The sequence below is a fragment of the Exiguobacterium artemiae 255-15 genome, from assembly GCF_000019905.1.
In the GTDB taxonomy this organism is placed as follows: Bacteria; Bacillota; Bacilli; order Exiguobacteriales; family Exiguobacteriaceae; genus Exiguobacterium_A; species Exiguobacterium_A artemiae.
Window position 1 is genome coordinate 2724163 of the sequence record NC_010556.1, and the last position, 15717, is coordinate 2739879.

The window sequence follows — 15717 nt, forward strand, 5'->3', positions numbered from 1 at the left end:
AAAGGAATCACTACTCCTTTCACGCGCTTTCCTCAGGCGAGACACAAGCCAACTTCTCCGCCTCAATGAGGCGTGAAAGTGGGTCTTGTCTGTCTCTGACAGCGCAAGACAACCTGCGCTTTTTCCTGTAGGAGTCGCATGAAAGAGTGATTCCTTTTGAACACGCCCATGGGGGTGACAGACTTGAAATCTGTCACCCCCTGATTTGTATAACATCCACTTTTCAGTCCGCCCTGCTTTCGTTTAAATACGTCAGCGCTTCCACCGCGAGCTGATGATCCGCTTCCTGCGATAAGCCCGATACGGTAATCGTTCCGATGACACCGACACCCGCGACCCGGACCGGAAACGATCCGCCGGCGTCGGCATAGTCGGCCGGATCGACCGCATACATCTTATAATACGACCGGTTTTTACTTTCGTTATACAGTCGCATGTAAAGCGAACTGTGTCCGTGACGAAGGACGACGTTCGATTTCCGCCGGATCCATTCTTCCTGATCCGGTGCCGTTCCGTCGAGTGCCGCATAAAACAGCCGTTGTCCGTTCCGTTTCAATTCGACGGCGACGCTAAGTTGCTCCCGCAAAGCCCGGTCGATGACGTATTGTCCGGCCCGCAATGCATCGTGATTCGTAAAATGACGTAACGTCAGTGTCTCTTCCTGCGCCAATAATTCCGTCAGATTCATTGCTCCCACTCCTTCCGGAAAATCTTCCGTCCCGTCTCGCTGCTCAAGCGAACGGCTTCGATAATTTGCATCGTCTTGAGTGCATCCGTCAAATCGACCGGCACGTCACCCGTCTTCAAACCTTCAGCAAGTGCTTTGTAAAAACCAAGATAATTCCCCGGAAGTGTCGCTAATCGTTCCGCCGGATGATCCGCAATTTGCAGATATCCGTAATTCACGGTTTCCTCCTGACCAATTGCAGCATCAACCGTCTGTCCGGACGCAAGGCGCGCTTCCTGCGGATCCATTCCGTATTTGAGATAACTTCCGCGTGTCGCATGCAATTCAAACCGCGGCGTTGCCCCTTGGATAAAGGAATTGGACCGCAGGATGACGCGACGCTTTCCGTAAAATAACGTAATGTGGAATCCATCATCCGTCTCCGCTCCGTCGCGCTGGGATAAGACATCTCCGACGACTGCATCCGGTTCCCCGAACAAAGCGAGTGCCTGATCAATCAAGTGTGAACCGAGGTCAAATAAAATACCGGAACCCGGTCCTGCTTTTTCCCGCCAGCGATCCCGTACAACCGGACGATAGCGGTCAAACCGTGATTCGACTAATTGCCAATCTCCGATTTCATTCATCTCGACCAATTGTTCGACCGTCAGGAAATCGCCGTCGTAACGGCGGTTTTGATAGACGGCGACAGAGACGCCGTGTTGCGTCGCGAGACGTTGCAGTTCGATTGCCTCTTCCATCGTCACGACGGCCGGTTTTTCGAGCAGGACATGTTTTTTAGCTTCGATGGCTTGTTTCGCCATCTCAAAATGTAAAGCTGTCGGTGTTGTGATGATGACAAGTTCCGTCTGTTCATCCTGTAAGGCCTCTTCGAGTGTTCCGATTACAGCGGCTTCCGGAAAAACAGCCGCCACTTTATCGGCTTGGCTGGATACGACTTGCCGGACCGTATATTCGGGCAATGCTTGAATCAGCGGTGCATGAAACGTTACGGCTGAAAATCCGAATCCGACTAATGTCGTTTGAATCGTCGTCATGTTTATTCCTCCTCTGCTGTTTCGAGCAAGATATCGGCTTCTTGCAGCCACTTTTGCCATTGTTCGGTCGGGCGTTCATCCGTAATCAGGATGTCGATCTGATCAAGATCACAGACTTTGTGCAGAAAACGTTTCTCGAACTTCGTATGGTCCGCCAGTACGATCACTTCCGCGCTACTGCGGATCATCGCCTTTTTCACGATGGCTTCTTCCAGATTTTCAGCGAATACCCCCTGTTCCGTCAGTCCGCACGCTCCAAGAAATACACGGTCGACCTGATAGTTCAAAATATCATCCGCTGTCTTAATCCCGACTAAACTGCGTGCATGCCGGTCCCATTTTCCTCCGGTCACATACAAATCAATTTCCGGACGGGCCTCCAGTTGTTCGACGACAGCTAGTGCATTCGTAATGATTTGGATCGGTTGCGCCGGCAGATGAACCGTCATCCGGGCGACCGTCGAAGCTGCATCGAGGATGATTGTTTGGTCCGGCTGAACGTACCGGACGGCGTGTTTCGCAATCCGGTTCTTTTCCGGCTGTTCGGTCCGCCGGTCATACTGAATGGTCGTATTTGTCCCGACACGGATCAAACCGTTTTTGACCCGGATGATTTTCCCTTCCCGCTCGAGCTGAATCAAATCACGCCGGGCTGTGTCCCGGGAAATCCGGTACTCTCCCATCAGCTGATCAAGTGAAATTTCAGGTGTCGTCTTGATCCATTCGCGCATTTGTTGAAGTCGATCCTGTTGAGCCATCTTCCTTTTCCTCCTGCTCTTTTTCTTCATTTTAAGTTTTTACATTACATAATGCAATTTTTACTTAAAATAACTTCGCTCAATTCGGGTAAAGAATGGTATAACCTGGAATTCAAGAGGAGGAATGACGCATGCGTACGATTTTCATTACCGGTGCTTCGTCCGGGATCGGTCTCGCGACGGCGACACGTTTTGCTGAAGAAGGATGGACGGTATATGCCGGAACCCGTGAACTGACTCCGGCACTGGAAAAAGCCGCCTTACCGCATTTGCATTTCCTTGAAGTCGATGTCACGGACCTGATGAGTTTAAAACAGGCCGTCTCCGTCATTGAGCAAGAAGTTGGTCATTTGAATGCTTTATTCTGCAACGCCGGACAAGGCTTGTTACGCGCACTCGGACAAGCGACGAGTTATGAAATCACTCAGCTGTTTGATATCAACGTGTTTGGTGTCATGCGGACGATTGAATGTTGTCTGCCGCTCCTGAAAGCCGCTCCGAACGGCAGTCATTTATTAGCCACCTCGAGCATCAGCGGACTGGTCGGTCAGCCGATGAACGAAATCTATTGTGCCAGCAAGTTTGCACTGGAAGGGTTGTTCGAAAGCTTAGCTACTTATTACAAACCGTTTTTCTCGATCGATGTCACGTTGATCGAACCGGCTGCCGTCGAGACGAACTTCACAGCAAGCGTCCTCGACCGTCTTGAGCAGACAGGCGGATTGCACGAAGATGATTTCAAACCGATCATCGAAAGTTATTTACGGACGTACCGCGTCCGGCACGCCGAGCGCCAGTCGCCGGAAACGATCGCCGAGTTGATCTTTAAACTCGTCCATGCCGATGAGAAGCCGTTGCGTGTCCGGACCGCTCCGGAAGACGAAGCCTTCGTCGCCCATAAAACGGCAAACGATCCGTCCGGTCTCGTCGGGACACTCAAAACCCGGCAACTGACACTAAATTTAGACTGATTCCCCTTTTGTTCAAAACATATCAGATTCGTCCTTTTCTTCTTTTTATAATGAAAGAAACACTTTAAATTCATTCAGAAGGACGGTTTTTCATGACTCCCTTATTTTTGTATACGGCCGTCTATTTGATTCCGACGTTCATCATGTTCTATATGGCCGTCGATATCCTGTTACGCAATCCAAAACGTTCGCAGCACCGGCTGCTGAGTCTTTTTACTTTCGCCTACGGAATGTTGTTTCTCGGTGAATTTTTCCGAAACGCTGCGCCCGTCTCGATGAGTCCGGCTTTCGTGACGTATTGGTTTGGGAATGCCGGACTACTCGTCTTCAGTACATCGCTCCACTTTATCTTCCGTGTCAATGGTCATTGTTCTGATCACGTATGCCTTTCAGACGAACGTCATCAACAGTCAGCAATTTGAACGGATCGGCGCCTTCATCTATCCGGAGTTTAATGCCTCGTACTTAATCACGATGACTGTCGGGAACGTCTTCCACCTTCTCGTGATCGGTTTACTGTTTTATGCACGGACCCAGTTGCGGGATGCGCCCCGGGGAATCATCAATGTCCTGTTGAGTGTTGCGCTCCTTGTTCTCGTCTGGGATATCGTCTTCGGATACAACTCGTTTTATGGTGTCATGCCGCCCTACGCCTATATGTACGGCGGACTGTTTTGGGCCGGTGCTCTGACGATCGCCATGCGCCGGTTCGATTATCTCGCCTCTTACCAGAAACGGTTTGCGACGCTGTACAATCTGAATCCTTCGGCGATTCTGTTGCTCGACCGTCACGGCCGAATCGAGAGTGCGAATCCCGCGGCTCATACATTGTTGAAAGAACACAAACTGTCCGGTCAGCCGTTCGCCGACTACCTGCCGGAGAAAAAACAACAGGGTTGGCTTCAGCATTATGAGGTCCACTTTGCTTCTCAACGTAAATTCAACGAATACGAAACAAAGGTCCTGACGCTCGAACAACAGGAACGGTATGTCGTCATGGACGCCGACTTTGTCTTCATCGAACAGGAGTTACACGGGATGTTGCTGATTCGGGATATCTAGTCCTTTAAGGAAGCCGAGCAGACGATCCGCTTTTTCGCCTATCATGACCCGTTAACGAAAATCCCCAACCGGCGTAACTTTTACGAACGAGCCGGGCAAGCCATTCTCGAGCAGGACAGTGTCACGGTCGTCGTCGTTGACCTCGACGGCTTTAAAAGCATCAACGATACGTACGGTCATCAAATCGGCGATGCCTTTTTGATTCACTTGGCTCAGCTGCTTGAACGGACCGTTAAGCCGCCCGGTTTCGCTGCCCGGGTCGGCGGCGATGAATTCTTTTTACTGTTGCCGAATCAGACACCGGACCAGCTGCACCGGTTCGCAGCTTCGCTCTTAGAGACCTTCCAGGAAAATCCGTTTATACTCGCGGAAGAGTTGATCGAGATTCGAACGAGTATCGGACTGAGCTATTCACCCGATCACGGCATCAGCTTGGATACTTTGATTCATCATGCCGATCAGGCCATGTATCACATCAAATACAATGGTAAAAACGGATACCGGATTCATGATACACTCGACTCGATTCAACGACCGTCCGAAGGAGGCACACGATGATTTCCATGCTTGCGATTTTTTCACGATTATTTAAAGGATTACGCCATGCTTTTCAGTTATCCTACTTCCGCGGTCTATTGATGCTGTGTCTGTTGACCCTGCTGTCCGGAACGATTTTTTACAGTACCCAGGAAAATTTGAGCGTCGTCGACGCGCTGTATTTCTGTATCACGACGCTGAGCACGGTCGGGCATCCGACGTTCGCTCCGGTCACGACACTCGGCAAAGTCTTCACGATGGCCTATATTACGATCGGATGCGGTTTGTTCCTTACATTGATTGCTACACTCGCCTATGTCTTGATTAAGGAACAGGAAGACTGAAAGGAGATGCCTTCATGCGGCAAGCAGCCATTCAAAATAACTTCGACTGGTGTCGTCTGATTTGCGAGCTGAACGGATGTACCGTCACGGAAACAGAAGATCACTGGAAAGCGACCGGCGACGTCCCGCCGCTCTATCCGGAAATGATGGTCCGGGCGCATCAACAGCAACTCGATCTGACCGGTGTCAACAGTATCAAGGATTGCACCGCCAGCTACGATTTTTCACTTGCCGGACTGACACACCTGTTCACGGCGGAATGGATTGTCCGTCCGCCGATTCTTGACCGGCGCGCGCTGCCGCCAGACTGGACTGTCGTGACGACTTCCGAGGAAGCGGCACGTTTCTTCGCCTTCATCGAGACGCACGACTTGCCGGATACGTTGTTCGAACGGACCGATGTCCGGCTGTTCTTTTCGGATGCGCAACAGACCGGATTTATCGCCTATTCCAACGGTCAAACGACCGGACTGTCGCATTTGACGTCCGATTATCTCGATGAACGACTCTGGGATGATATCATCCGGCTCAGTTCGGCTCACTTCCCGGGACAGCCTCTCGTCGGCTATGAGTATGGCGATCAATTGATCACGGCACTTGAAGCCGGCTTCGATGATATTGGACCACTTGCCGTCTGGATCCGCTGAACCGAGAACTTCTTTTCTAAATGAAAGTCAAAAAAAGTATCGTTTTACCGGATCTCGACAGATTCGGCAGAACGATACTTTTTTGTGTTACATCAAACGGCTGATGAAGGCCGTCGCAATCCCGAAATAGACGAGCAGCGACAGGATATCGTTCAGCGTCGTGATAAGCGGGCCGGATGCGATGGCCGGGTCGATATTCAGACGGTGCAAGATCAATGGAATAATCGTTCCGGCTAATGTTCCAAAAATCAATGTAATGATCAGTGAACTGCCGACGACGAGACCAAGAATCGGATCCCCCTGCCAGACGTAGGCGATGATGGCAATCAAAATCCCACACGTCACACCAATGATCAGACCGACCCGTAATTCCCGAATGATCAGCCGCGTGACGACCCGTTTGTCGACTTCACGCGTAATCAGACCACGGACTACGACAGCCAGCGACTGCGTTCCGGTATTTCCCGTCATTCCGGCAATCATCGGCATGAAAAATGCCAACGCGACCACTTTGGATAACGTTTCTTCAAACTGACTGATAATCGATCCGGACACGAGTCCGATAAATAATAACAAAATCAACCACGGCAGACGCCGGGTTGCGGCCACCCACGGTTTCGTATCAAAATCAATCGATTTCCCGGACGCCGACAACTTTTCGATGTCTTCATTTGCTTCTTCCCGTAAGACGTCAAGGGCATCATCGACCGTAATCAATCCGACGAGGACATCCCCTTCGACGACCGGTAACGAGACCAGATCGTAGCGTTCAAACATCTTCGCGACGTCTTCCTGATCGGTCTCGGACGAGACGCTGATGACTTTCCGGTCCATGACGTCCGCAATCCGTTCGTCGTTACTTGCGAGGATTAAATCACGGTAGGAAATGACACCTACGAGCTGACTCAGTTGATTGACGACATAAACGTAATTGATCGTCTCCGAGTATTCGATGTAATCGCGCATCTTTTCAATCGTTTCGCCAACCGTCGACTCATCCGTCACCCAAATGAACCGGTTCGTCATCAGGCGTCCTGCCGTCTCGGCCGGATACGTCAATAAGTTGCGGACGACAAGTGCCTCATCCGGACGCATGCCGGATAATAAACGATCGACTTCATCGTCCGGCAGTTCTTCCAGGATGTCTGCCACATCATCATTTTCCATTAAATCCATGACGTGTCCCGCGTGATCGACATCTAAACGCCGTATGACCTCAAGCTGCTCATCGATCTCCAGTTCCTCAATGACGTCGGCCAACCGTTCATGATCCAGGTAACGGAGGAGCCGTTCCTGTTCCGTTTTTCCGAGTTCACCATACCAGTTCGCTAAGTCGTATGGATAGACTTCTTCGATTACCTGCTGTGCTTCTTCCCGTCGTTCTTTCACCAATGCTTCCAGTAACAGCAGCTTCCACTGCTGTTCCTCCGGCTGACTCATCCTCTCACCCCCACTTTTTCTCCTCTCTCATCTTAGCACGATGCTTTCAAAAAGAGCGATTGATGAAAGCAGTTGACATTTCTTTCGTCGCACCTTAAAATTTGCCTTAAGGAAACATTATTAGTCTAAAGAATAATAACTGCAATAAACAAAATCTTTTTTTACACTTTTTGTTGCTCTAAGGAAACATTCATTACCTAATCAAAGTTCATGAACCGGAAAGGAGTTTTTTTATGCTACATGCAGTAGAAGTCGACCAATTATCCGTCTCCTATTTCGAGACGACTGCACTTGAACGTCTGTCCGTCCGCTTGACATCCGGTCAACTCATTGGAATCATTGGTCCGAATGGTGCCGGCAAATCGACTTTCATCAAAGCCATCATGGGATTGATTCCGGCAGAAGCGACTTCAATCCGTCTGCTTGGTCAATCCGCGAAACAGGCGCGGACACAGGTTGCTTACGTTCCCCAACGCAGTGCGATTGACTGGGATTTTCCGATTCGGGTCATCGATGCTGTCCTGATCGGCTGTTATCCGCAGCTCGGTTTGTTCAAGCGGCCGACGAAACAGCACCGGATGCGGGCGCGCGCCTGTCTCGACCGGGTCGGAATGCTCGATTACGCCGACCGTCAAATCGGTGAACTGTCCGGCGGTCAACAACAACGTGTCTTTTTGGCCCGCGCCTTAGCGCAGGAAGCCGACCTGTTATTACTCGACGAACCGTTCGTCGGGGTCGATGCCGGCAGTGAAGGAGTCATCATCGATTTATTGCGAGTGTTGCGCGATGAAGGCAAGACGATCCTCGTCGTCCACCACGATTTAAGTAAAGCAGCCGACTATTTCGACACGTTGCTGCTTCTCAATCGACGGATCATTTCGGTCGGTCCGCCACAAGACGTCCTGCATGCTGATCTCATCGAAGCAGCTTACGGCAATCCGCTTGCCTTCCTGCAGAAAGTGGAGGTTTCGTCATGACGATCATCGATTTCATCCACGCTCTGACGGAATACGATTTTCTCCAGAAATCCCTCGTGACATCCGTCATGGTCGGCATCATCTGCGGGGTCATCGGTTGTTTCATCATTTTACGCGGGATGTCGCTGATGGGTGACGCCATCTCCCATGCAGTCCTGCCCGGTGTCGCCATCTCGTATCTGCTCGGAATCAATTTCTTCATCGGTGCTGTCGCAACCGGTCTTTTGACCGCACTCGGAATCGGTTTCGTCAGTCAAAACAGCCGGATCAAAAATGATACGGCGATCGGCATTTTATTTACGTCAGCCTTCGCACTCGGTATCATCCTGATTTCTTTTTTACGCAGCAGCAGTGATCTCTATCATATTCTGTTCGGAAACGTCCTTGCCGTCCGTCCAAGCGATATGTGGATGACGCTTGCCATCGGTCTGATTGTGCTCGCTGCAATTTTCCTATTCTATAAAGAACTGCTCGTGACGTCATTTGATCCGACGATGGCTGCTGCTTACGGTCTGTCAACACGATTGATCCATTACCTGCTGATGACGATGCTGACCCTCGTCACGGTCGCATCTCTCCAGACAGTCGGTATCATCCTCGTCGTCGCGATGCTGATTACCCCGGCTGCGACCGCCTATCTGTTAACGAACCGGTTGTCGCGGATGATTTTCCTGTCTGCCGGTCTCGGGACAATTTCTTCCGTCGTCGGTCTCTATTTCAGCTTCACCTATAATCTGTCGTCCGGAGCCTCGATCGTCCTGGTCGCGACCGCTTTGTTTGCGCTGGTGTTCATTTTCTCACCGCGCCACGGATTACTGCGAAAATGGAAATCTGCGAAAAAGGAGCTGACGACATGATGTTCAAACGATTAATCCCTTTAACCGGTCTCGCTGTTTTACTGGCCGGCTGTTCTCCCGATTCTGCCGACGAGGGTAAACTGCAGGTCGTTACGACCTATTCGATTTTAGAAGACATGACCCGTGTCGTCGGCGGTGAACATGTCGACGTCCACAGCATGGTCAAGGTCGGCAAAAATCCGCACGAATACGATCCGTCGCCGACCGATGTCCGGAAGATGGCGGACGCTGATGTCGTCTTTTACAACGGTCTGAATCTTGAAGCCGGCGGTTCCTGGTTTAATAAACTCCGCTCCAGTACAAATAAGGACGGCAAGGATGCTCCGGTCTACGCCTTAAGTAAAGGCGTCGAACCAAAGTATTTGACGGCCGCCAGAAAAGAACAGGAAACTGACCCTCATGCCTGGCTTGACCTCAGCAACGGTATTCAATACGTTGAAAACGTCAAAGCTGGATTAATTAAAGAAGATCCGGCAAATAAAGCCGATTATGAGAAAAATGCTTCGGCTTATATCAAAGAATTGAAGACGCTCGACACAAAATCGAAGGAACGGTTTGCTGCGATTCCGGAAGCCAAGCGCCATCTGCTCACAAGTGAAGGCGCCTTTAAATACTTTAGCGACGCGTACGATTTTCAAGCCGACTACATTTGGGAAATTAATTCCGATAATCAAGGGACGCCCGATCAAGTCCGGCGGATCGTTGATTTGATCAAGCAACGGGACATTCCGGTGCTGTTCGTCGAAACGAGTGTCGACCGGCGCAGTATGGAGACCGTCTCCCGCGAAACCGGTGTTCCGATCGGTGGAACCCTCTACACCGATTCTCTCGGCGCAAAAGGAAAAGACGGTTCAACGTACTTGACGATGATGGAAGCGAACTTTGATACGATCGAACAACAATTAACGCGATAAGAACTGTCATCGAATCGCCATCCCTGTCTTTCCCTTCGTGGATTCTTCCACCGTATACTAAGGAAAGAATCAATGAGTGATGGAGGAATGAAGATGCCTAAAAAACCCGGATGGATGATCATGACACTGTCGGCGACGCTTGCCCTCGGTGCCTGCGGACAGACGGAACAAAAGACCGACTCGCATGCTAATCATGAGGCCCATGAGACGCACACAAGTGCCGATCAACTGGAACAGACGACGTCGCCAGGCGTTGCACCGGCGTTCCTAAAAGAAACGGATTCTTCGATTCAGACGATTTACCTGTCTGTCGCCAAACATCGGGATCTGCTTGAAAAGATGCCGTGTTATTGCGGGTGCGGGGAATCCGCCGGACACACGAGTAACTATGATTGCTTCATTGCCGATCAAACAGCAGACGGAAAAACGACTTGGACGACACACGGGATTACGTGCGGAACGTGTCTCGATATCGCCGCCCAATCGATTGTTGCTTACCAACAAGGCACTCCGTTCAAAAAAATCCGCTCTGACATTGATGCGGCCTATGCGAAGACCGGTGCCAAACCGACTCCGACTCCGGCCCTCTAAATCAAACATCGGCTGACTCAGTAATCAGTCTCCAAAGATAATTGGAACAGCGTACAATTCTACCACCCTTCTTCCGAAAAAAAAGAATCACTCGCTTCACGCGCCTCCTACAAGAAAGGGCGTGAAAAAACGAGTGATTCTTTTTTGCGTCATCCTCTTTTTGAAAAGGAAAACTTACCGTCGCCGGCGAGCCGTCGCATGGAGAACAAAGGGTTTGCCGGACAGCAATTCCTCCAGCTGATAATACGTATGGGCCCGAAGCGGCTGACTCGTCCGCGGGAGATGACGTAATTCATAAGCGACTTCCAGCAGATAAAACTTGTACGTCTCGGCTTCTTCAAATCCGAAACTGTTTTGCCGCGCTTCGATATAGCCGAGCAAACGCTGTTGTTGCTCAAGCGACAGACGTTGCACTTGCGGAGCAATCGATTCGCCCGGACAGAGAATCAGTTCCCGTTCTGTCCGGTACAACCGGTTCATGACCCCTCGTTCCCGTCGAAGCGCAATCAATTTCGCCGGTTGATACGAACGGGGATAGGGATGCGCATGGACTAAATACTGTTCAATGATTGATTGTGTCGGGGCAGCCGGAAAAGAAATGACATCATGCATACGATTCGACTCCTTTTAATAAGATCTACACTCTGCATTCTACTACAAATTCCCAATTCAACGCATGGACCACACAGGATGGAAACAGGTTTTCTAATTTCAGACGGGTTTCGTTTTTCATGACGCGTGGAAAAGTTCAAAAGATACTTATCTCTGAAAGGATGTTTTGTCATGCAACAGATGAAAGCCATTGGATTCCACAAACATTTACCGATTACGGAAGCCGACAGTCTGATTGATCTTGAACTGGAACGTCCCGTCGCAAAAGGACACGATGTGCTAGTCGAAATTAAAGCCGTTTCCGTCAATCCGGTCGATACAAAAGTCCGGGCTAAGGGCACGGACGAACAGGAACCGAAAATCATCGGCTATGATGCAGCCGGCGTCGTCGTTGAAGTCGGTGATCACGCCTCCCTCTTTTCCGTCGGGGATGAAGTTTACTACGCGGGCGCCATCAACCGTCCGGGTTCCAACAGTGAATTCCAGCTCGTCGACGAACGAATCGTTGCGAAGAAGCCGGAACGTTTGACGTTCAGCGAGGCGGCGGCGCTTCCCCTCACTGCCTTGACAGCTTATGAAGCTTTAACTGACCGAATGCATATCACGTTTGATGCCAAATCAAATCTCGAGAAGACGATTCTAATCATCGGTGCAGCAGGCGGTGTCGGATCGATTGCGACACAACTTGCGAACCATGCCGGCCTGACCGTCATCGGGACCGCTTCCCGTCCGGAAACGATCGACTGGGCGAAAGCACACGGCGCCCATCATACGATTAACCATCACGAAGATTTCCGGGAACAACTTGAACAACTCGGTTATTCGTATGTCGACTACGTTTTTTGTCTGAATGCGACCGATCAGCATTTTGATGCGATGGTCGATGTCATCACACCGCAAGGGACTATCTGCAGTATCGTCGAGACGGACCAGGCACTCAATCTCAGCGCTTTGCAACAAAAGAGTGCCACTTTCGCCTGGGAGTTCATGTTCACCCGCTCCCTGTTCGAGACACCGGACATGATTCGCCAACATGAAATTCTGACCCGCATCGCGACTTGGCTCGAGGAAGAAACACTTGAGACGACCGTCACTCAGACGTTGATCGGACTGAATGCAGAGAATTTAAAAGAAGCCCACCGCCTCGTCGAAAGTGGCAAGACGATTGGTAAAATTGTCGTCGAACAGCATTAAGCTAAAAAACAGGACGTTCTTCTCAAAAGAGAAAGAACATCCTGTTTTTCGATTATCTGCTTTTTTGACGTTTCATTGAAAAGACGATGGCCGCAAACAATGACAGGAGTCCTCCCGCCCAGCCGATGACCGGTGCGTACTGAAATGTATCGCGCAGCAACATTCCTCCGATAATGAGGATGGCAGCATCCGCTGCGAACAGCACCGCTAAAAATCGATAATTCATCCTTCTTCTCCCCTTTCATTTCAAACTGTTAGTACTTCTGCATTCTCCCTGCCAAAGGACATCTGCCCTTCAACTTAATCCTTACCCTTGATTTAGCACTTTCTGGTATGAATTTCTTGTATTTAAGATAATTTTCTAATAACACTGTATTTCTGAGTCTAAAAAATGTACGATTACGGTAAGAAATAGGTATAGTAATTACATCTATGTTCAATACGGAACGCTGAAGCAAAGGGGCATCCACAATCATATGAAAAAATGGTTCAATCAAAAAATCAGCCGGCAAATCATGTCTGCTTTTTACCTTATCCTGATCACGTTATCAGTGTCTTCGATTGCCGCTTACTTTTATACGAATCATCAGGTGATGAGCGCCAAGACAAGTCTCGATGCCATCAGTGAACGGCAGGAACGGGCGACGTCCTTATGGGACGATTGGCAATCCTTACAATATGAAATGCGCGGATATATCGTCTTCGGTGATGACGCCGTTCTTGAAACCATTAATGAAAAAAAATCATCTCTTGAACAGCAAACCGAATGGTTCGAGAAAAACGGAAAATATAAAGCCGATCAGATTTATGCGTCGGATGTCCGCTCCCTCTATACGTCTTACACGACATTCGTCATGCCGAGCCTCATTAAATACGTCAAAGCCAAACAGGACGGCACTGTCGATGAAACGTTTTTACAGATGCCGAGTTTAAAATCGATGATGCCGCAGATCAAGCGGGATCAGAACCGGAAATTCAAGATGAATGCATCGAACAGTGAAACGATGCGCAAAAGTGTCAATACGATGGAAAGTGTCTTCACCAGTTACCGGACGAGTCTGCAGGCGAAGGAAGAAATGGCGAAAGAGAAACTGATCAAACAAACGAAATACGCAGAATGGATCTGGCTCATCAATCTGTTGGTCCTGTTCCTCGTCATCCTGTTGATCATCCGACCGTTTATTGCACGGACGACACGTCAAATTCAACTCCTTAGCAAAGAAAGTAAATTGCTTGCGCAAGGACAACATACCGCACCGTTGATTCCAATGAATCGGACCGATGAAATCGGTGAGCTCAGTAAATCGTTCCATCAAATGGCGACGGCCCTGACTGACAATAAACACCGATTGATGTCATCCAATGATAATTTAGAACAAGCGCTGCGACTCACCTTACGGAACGAAGCACACTTGAAAATCCGGAATCAGCTGACGGAAACGCTTGCTTCCCGTGACACAGTCACCGCTTATCCGGCCGTCATCGAAAAGATGGTCGAGATTACCGATTCAACGAACGGTTCCTTGATCTTCAAAGAAGGAACAACGGTGACGAATATCATTTCCTACGGCCTGACGGAACAAGAACAAGATGATTTAATTGCGACGATCGAACCTGTCATCCGCCGCGCACGAAAGGATAAAGTGCCGCACATCGCTCAGTTTGCCCAACGCGCGGTTGCCATCACACCGGTTCTTGATGCCAGCACCGATGAGATCATCGCCTATATCTACCTGATGCGTCTCCATCATCCATTTGACCCGCAGGAACAAGAAGAGCTTGCTGCCTTTGCACGTCAGCTGGCCTTATCGTTACTCCGGATGCGGACGTTTGACGAGATTGGACGGGAACGGGAAAAAACGGCCCGCTTGTTGAACTCGATCCGCGAATCGATTGTCTACATCGAACCCGACGGACCGATTCAATTAATCAATCGTCCGTTACTCGATTTATTCGATCACCCATCTGCCGTCGACTCGAAAGCAGAATGGTTGATTGAAATCGATGACTCGATCACCTATCTGAAAAATCGCGTGGATCAGCTCTCTGAATTCGAACGATATCTGCACCAAACCTTCATTAATCGTGAAACCGGAGAAGGTATTACCTTTTCGATCGATCGTGAAAAACGTTTCATCAAGACATACTCGGAAGAAATCCATTACGGCGGAAAATTCCGCGGGATTTTGCTTGTCCTGCGTGACGTAACCAATGAAGTCGAAATCGACCGGATCAAAAACGAACTTGTCTCGACAATTTCACATGAATTACGGACTCCGTTGTCTTCCATCTACGGCTTTACGGAACTGATGATTCAACGGGACTTGCCGCCACACCGTCAAAAGAAATATCTGGCCGCCGTCCATTCGGAAACCGAACGGCTGTCGCTGTTAATTAACGACTTCCTCGATCTTCAACGGATGGAAGCAAATCGACAGGAGTATACGTTCGAGCCGTTTGATTTACTGGCGATGATGAAGGACTTAAAGCAGTTGCACAGTCTGTCCTCTTCGTCGCATGACATCCGGATCTTCTCCGAGGAGACCGTCCAGATCATCAACGGTGATTCGAAGAAAATCCGTCAACTGTTCGGAAACTTGGTCAACAATGCTATCAAGTATTCACCGGATGGGGGACCGATTGAAATCCGTGTGACCGAACACAACAACCGTGTCACGGTCGCCTTGACCGATTACGGCATCGGAATTCCGTCGTCTGCGATGAGTGAACTGTTCCAGAAATTCTACCGGGTCGACAATTCCGATACCCGTCAAATCGGCGGAACCGGGCTTGGCTTATCGATCTGCCGCGAAATCGCCCGTGCCCACGACGGGGAGATTCATGTCGAATCGATCGAAGGACAAGGTTCGACGTTTACGGTCGACTTACCGCTCAATCCGACTCCACCGTTATAACAACAAACCGCACCAATTCCTTTTCGGAATGGTGCGTTTTTTTGTAGCTACCTTTCTTTATGAAGTCTCCATAATAAAAAATCACATTTTGCATTAACAAAAACGAAAATTGTTATTAAAAAGCAAATTATCTCAAAAACCAATTCCCTTTATCTGTAAAACCGACAAAAAGA

The 15717-nt window shown here is 49.6% G+C and carries 18 protein-coding genes; 12 read left to right on the plus strand and 6 right to left on the minus strand.

Annotation, left to right across the window (positions count from 1 at the left end):
* Nucleotides 1-223: 223 nt before the first annotated feature.
* The 3 genes from EXIG_RS13910 to EXIG_RS13920 are packed head-to-tail and all read right to left on the minus strand — an operon-like array spanning nucleotide 224 to nucleotide 2483.
* The gene (locus tag EXIG_RS13910) at nucleotides 224-688 is read right to left on the minus strand and encodes a heme-degrading domain-containing protein (protein ID WP_012371604.1); all 465 of its coding nucleotides are present in this window, start codon (nucleotides 686-688) and stop codon (nucleotides 224-226) included.
* Complete coding sequence (locus EXIG_RS13915; RefSeq protein ID WP_012371605.1) at nucleotides 685-1725, minus strand: Gfo/Idh/MocA family oxidoreductase; 1041 nt, start codon at nucleotides 1723-1725, stop codon at nucleotides 685-687. Before EXIG_RS13915 ends, EXIG_RS13910 begins: the two co-directional genes overlap by 4 nt.
* Nucleotides 1726-1727: 2 nt before the next feature.
* A complete protein-coding gene (locus EXIG_RS13920; RefSeq protein ID WP_012371606.1) occupies nucleotides 1728-2483 on the minus strand; it encodes a DeoR/GlpR family DNA-binding transcription regulator in 756 nt (251 codons plus the stop codon).
* A 131-nt stretch (nucleotides 2484-2614) separates the two neighbouring features.
* On the opposite strand from EXIG_RS13920, the gene EXIG_RS13925 reads away from it, so the two are divergent.
* The 6 genes from EXIG_RS13925 (at nucleotide 2615) to EXIG_RS13940 (ending at nucleotide 6044) form a co-directional block, all read left to right on the plus strand.
* A complete protein-coding gene (locus tag EXIG_RS13925) occupies nucleotides 2615-3454 on the plus strand; it encodes an SDR family NAD(P)-dependent oxidoreductase (protein WP_012371607.1) in 840 nt (279 codons plus the stop codon).
* 92 nt (nucleotides 3455-3546) lie between these two features.
* On the plus strand, nucleotides 3547-3876 hold the full coding sequence (locus tag EXIG_RS16105; protein ID WP_012371608.1) for a hypothetical protein: 330 nt from the start codon (nucleotides 3547-3549) through the stop codon (nucleotides 3874-3876).
* Nucleotides 3815-4516: a PAS domain-containing protein gene (locus EXIG_RS16110; RefSeq protein WP_234944547.1), complete on the plus strand. Its 702-nt coding sequence runs from the start codon at nucleotides 3815-3817 to the stop codon at nucleotides 4514-4516. The genes EXIG_RS16105 and EXIG_RS16110 overlap by 62 nt, the downstream gene beginning before the upstream one ends.
* Nucleotides 4517-4576: 60 nt before the next feature.
* Entirely contained in the window at nucleotides 4577-5074 is a 498-nt protein-coding gene (locus tag EXIG_RS16115; protein WP_234944619.1) for a GGDEF domain-containing protein, read from the plus strand.
* Nucleotides 5071-5397: a potassium channel family protein gene (locus tag EXIG_RS13935; protein WP_012371609.1), complete on the plus strand. Its 327-nt coding sequence runs from the start codon at nucleotides 5071-5073 to the stop codon at nucleotides 5395-5397. The genes EXIG_RS16115 and EXIG_RS13935 overlap by 4 nt, the downstream gene beginning before the upstream one ends.
* A 14-nt stretch (nucleotides 5398-5411) precedes the next feature.
* Entirely contained in the window at nucleotides 5412-6044 is a 633-nt protein-coding gene (locus EXIG_RS13940; RefSeq protein WP_012371610.1) for a hypothetical protein, read from the plus strand.
* Between the two features lie 87 nt (nucleotides 6045-6131).
* Here the strand turns inward: EXIG_RS13940 and mgtE are convergent, their stop codons facing one another.
* Complete coding sequence (mgtE, locus tag EXIG_RS13945; RefSeq protein ID WP_012371611.1) at nucleotides 6132-7484, minus strand: magnesium transporter; 1353 nt, start codon at nucleotides 7482-7484, stop codon at nucleotides 6132-6134.
* A gap of 233 nt (nucleotides 7485-7717) precedes the next feature.
* Here mgtE and EXIG_RS13950 point away from each other — a divergent pair, with 233 nt between their 5' ends.
* The 4 genes from EXIG_RS13950 to EXIG_RS13965 all read left to right on the plus strand — a co-directional run bounded on the left by EXIG_RS13950 (nucleotide 7718) and on the right by EXIG_RS13965 (nucleotide 10823).
* Nucleotides 7718-8461, plus strand: a complete 744-nt coding sequence (locus EXIG_RS13950) for a metal ABC transporter ATP-binding protein (protein WP_012371612.1) — start codon at nucleotides 7718-7720, stop codon at nucleotides 8459-8461.
* Nucleotides 8458-9318 (plus strand): metal ABC transporter permease, encoded by an 861-nt coding sequence (locus EXIG_RS13955; protein WP_012371613.1) that lies wholly within the window; start codon nucleotides 8458-8460, stop codon nucleotides 9316-9318. The genes EXIG_RS13950 and EXIG_RS13955 overlap by 4 nt, the downstream gene beginning before the upstream one ends.
* Entirely contained in the window at nucleotides 9315-10232 is a 918-nt protein-coding gene (locus tag EXIG_RS13960) for a metal ABC transporter substrate-binding protein (protein ID WP_012371614.1), read from the plus strand. Before EXIG_RS13955 ends, EXIG_RS13960 begins: the two co-directional genes overlap by 4 nt.
* Before the next feature lie 93 nt (nucleotides 10233-10325).
* Nucleotides 10326-10823: a PCYCGC motif-containing (lipo)protein gene (locus tag EXIG_RS13965; RefSeq protein ID WP_012371615.1), complete on the plus strand. Its 498-nt coding sequence runs from the start codon at nucleotides 10326-10328 to the stop codon at nucleotides 10821-10823.
* Nucleotides 10824-10997: 174 nt separating this feature from the next.
* Here the strand turns inward: EXIG_RS13965 and EXIG_RS13970 are convergent, their stop codons facing one another.
* A complete protein-coding gene (locus tag EXIG_RS13970) occupies nucleotides 10998-11435 on the minus strand; it encodes a hypothetical protein (protein ID WP_012371616.1) in 438 nt (145 codons plus the stop codon).
* Between the two features lie 180 nt (nucleotides 11436-11615).
* On the opposite strand from EXIG_RS13970, the gene EXIG_RS13975 reads away from it, so the two are divergent.
* Entirely contained in the window at nucleotides 11616-12629 is a 1014-nt protein-coding gene (locus tag EXIG_RS13975; RefSeq protein ID WP_041262048.1) for a zinc-binding alcohol dehydrogenase family protein, read from the plus strand.
* Between the two features lie 52 nt (nucleotides 12630-12681).
* Here the strand turns inward: EXIG_RS13975 and EXIG_RS15975 are convergent, their stop codons facing one another.
* Nucleotides 12682-12855: a hypothetical protein gene (locus EXIG_RS15975; protein ID WP_012371618.1), complete on the minus strand. Its 174-nt coding sequence runs from the start codon at nucleotides 12853-12855 to the stop codon at nucleotides 12682-12684.
* A 250-nt stretch (nucleotides 12856-13105) separates the two neighbouring features.
* On the opposite strand from EXIG_RS15975, the gene EXIG_RS13980 reads away from it, so the two are divergent.
* Entirely contained in the window at nucleotides 13106-15544 is a 2439-nt protein-coding gene (locus EXIG_RS13980; RefSeq protein ID WP_012371619.1) for an ATP-binding protein, read from the plus strand.
* The last annotated feature ends 173 nt before the right edge of the window (nucleotides 15545-15717 follow it).